Source organism: bacterium (assembly GCA_030704665.1).
GTDB lineage: Bacteria > Patescibacteriota > Microgenomatia > Woykebacterales > RBG-16-39-9b > JAUYID01.
Map to the genome: position 1 here is coordinate 1 of JAUYID010000008.1, position 1573 is coordinate 1573.

Below are 1573 nucleotides of genomic sequence, written 5' to 3' on the forward strand. Positions count from 1 at the left end.
CTTCATAATTCCGCTAGCGATCATGTTGGCGATCTCAACACATTCTTTCTCAAGTGGAGCAACTTCTTGTTCACTAGTAAGCCTTGAATCTCTCAACAGCCCGAGCCAGTAGATAGTCTCGTTCGCACTTTTCAAAGCGATCTCTTGAAACTTTTTAAATTCCAACCTTGAACTGGATGCCCGAGCTTCAACCAAATTCGCGCCGATTGATGTGGCGGAACGCAAAACTTGGTCACCAATTACCCAAGCACTTCGTTTTTGGGGCATTCTGTCGATTAACTCAATAACTGCCAGACTAAACTTGTAGCATCTACCCTTTAAATCACTTCTGTAATTTTGCATCCACTTTTAACTTTTGAATTTCAATTTTGACTTTTGCCTTTTGACTTTTTGCCTTCTGCACGACCTACTCCTTGAAGTGCGTCAGTCGTGCCAATAAGGGCTGACCCCAACTGTCTTGAGCATTTTTTTATCAAAGCTGGCAAGTTTTTTCCCCGTCGCTTGAGCGACAATCAGGCAATCGGCAAAATCAAGCTTCGTTTGCTTAAAGATATCAAGAGCTACCTTGACGCTCGAGTTAATCTTTACATTAGGACGGCTGATCAAAAACCAGAAAGTCTTTTCAAGTTCTGGGCGTGTGACCCCATAGGCGTCTCCAAGGACATACTCAAGCTCCGGAAAGACAACATCCTGTAATATAATCTTTTCGCTGGAGTTAAGCAGTTGTCTAACCTTTTGGGCTTTGGTTGGGTCGTCGTTGGTAAAAAAACGAATCAAGGCGCTGGTATCAATCACGATCATCATCTGTGTCTAATTACCGCCTTTCTCGTCTGGTCTTACTTTTGATTTCTGGTCTCGATCTTGACAATTCCCTTATGCATTTTGTCTTTCGGCTTTGATTCACTTTTAACTTTTTAGTTGCAGTTTTGATTTTTGCCTTTTGAGTTTTGACTTATCTTCTAGAGGTGTTTAGCCAGGTAACGCTTGGAAATCAGCGTTTTCATTTCGCTTTTCGATAATGATTTGCCTGGGAATTTACCCATAAAATGCTCAACCGTTCCGATTGGTTCGGCAACAATTCTCCCATTATCGACTGAAAACTGAAGCCGATCCCGAGTTCTTAAGCCAAACTGATCGCGAATTGGCTTGGGAATTACGATCTGACCCTTGCTGGTTAGAGAAGATACTTTAGACATAGTCGCTTCGCTCGTATAATTTCATTATAGTGTTACTAGTATATAGTAGTGTTACCGAAGTTGTCAACCCCGCACTTTTCAACCGTCTTGAAGGCTATGCCGAATACGCTTCTTTAATTTCGCGTAGGACTGACCAAATTGTTTGAGCTTCTTTTCTCGATCGAGCGCATCTAGCTTTGAGGCATAGCCTTCAAGGTAGACGATCTTCCACGGTCGGTAAGGTTTTGTCGCAACTGAATTACCTTCGTTGTGATCTGACAATCTTTTCCGCAAGTTGTCCGTTTGGCCGAAATATAGTCTAGATTCCTTGCCAAGCAATACATACACCCAATGCATAAGTTAATTGTAACAACTTGCAACGGTTGAATAGTGCGGGG

The 1573-nt window shown here is 42.4% G+C and carries 3 protein-coding genes; all 3 read right to left on the bottom strand.

Annotated features, from left to right (window positions below):
- Nucleotides 1-342, bottom strand: a 342-nt coding sequence (locus Q8P13_00150; protein ID MDP2670870.1) for a four helix bundle protein, incomplete at its 3' end; no start/stop codon positions are given.
- Between the two features lie 81 nt (nucleotides 343-423).
- Nucleotides 424-804 carry a type II toxin-antitoxin system VapC family toxin gene (locus tag Q8P13_00155; GenBank protein ID MDP2670871.1) on the bottom strand — a complete coding sequence of 127 codons (381 nt, stop codon included), beginning with the start codon at nucleotides 802-804 and terminating at the stop codon, nucleotides 424-426.
- A gap of 155 nt (nucleotides 805-959) precedes the next feature.
- Nucleotides 960-1196, bottom strand: coding sequence for an AbrB/MazE/SpoVT family DNA-binding domain-containing protein (locus Q8P13_00160; protein ID MDP2670872.1), 237 nt, complete (start codon nucleotides 1194-1196; stop codon nucleotides 960-962).
- Between the last annotated feature and the right edge of the window lie 377 nt (nucleotides 1197-1573).

What these genes read in the sequence shown, in the direction of transcription:
- Q8P13_00155 (MDP2670871.1), bottom strand. Translation starts at nt 804, where the DNA reads ATGATGATCGTGATTGATACCAGCGCCTTGATTCGTTTTTTTACCAAC.
- Q8P13_00160 (MDP2670872.1), bottom strand. Translation starts at nt 1,196, where the DNA reads ATGTCTAAAGTATCTTCTCTAACCAGCAAGGGTCAGATCGTAATTCCC.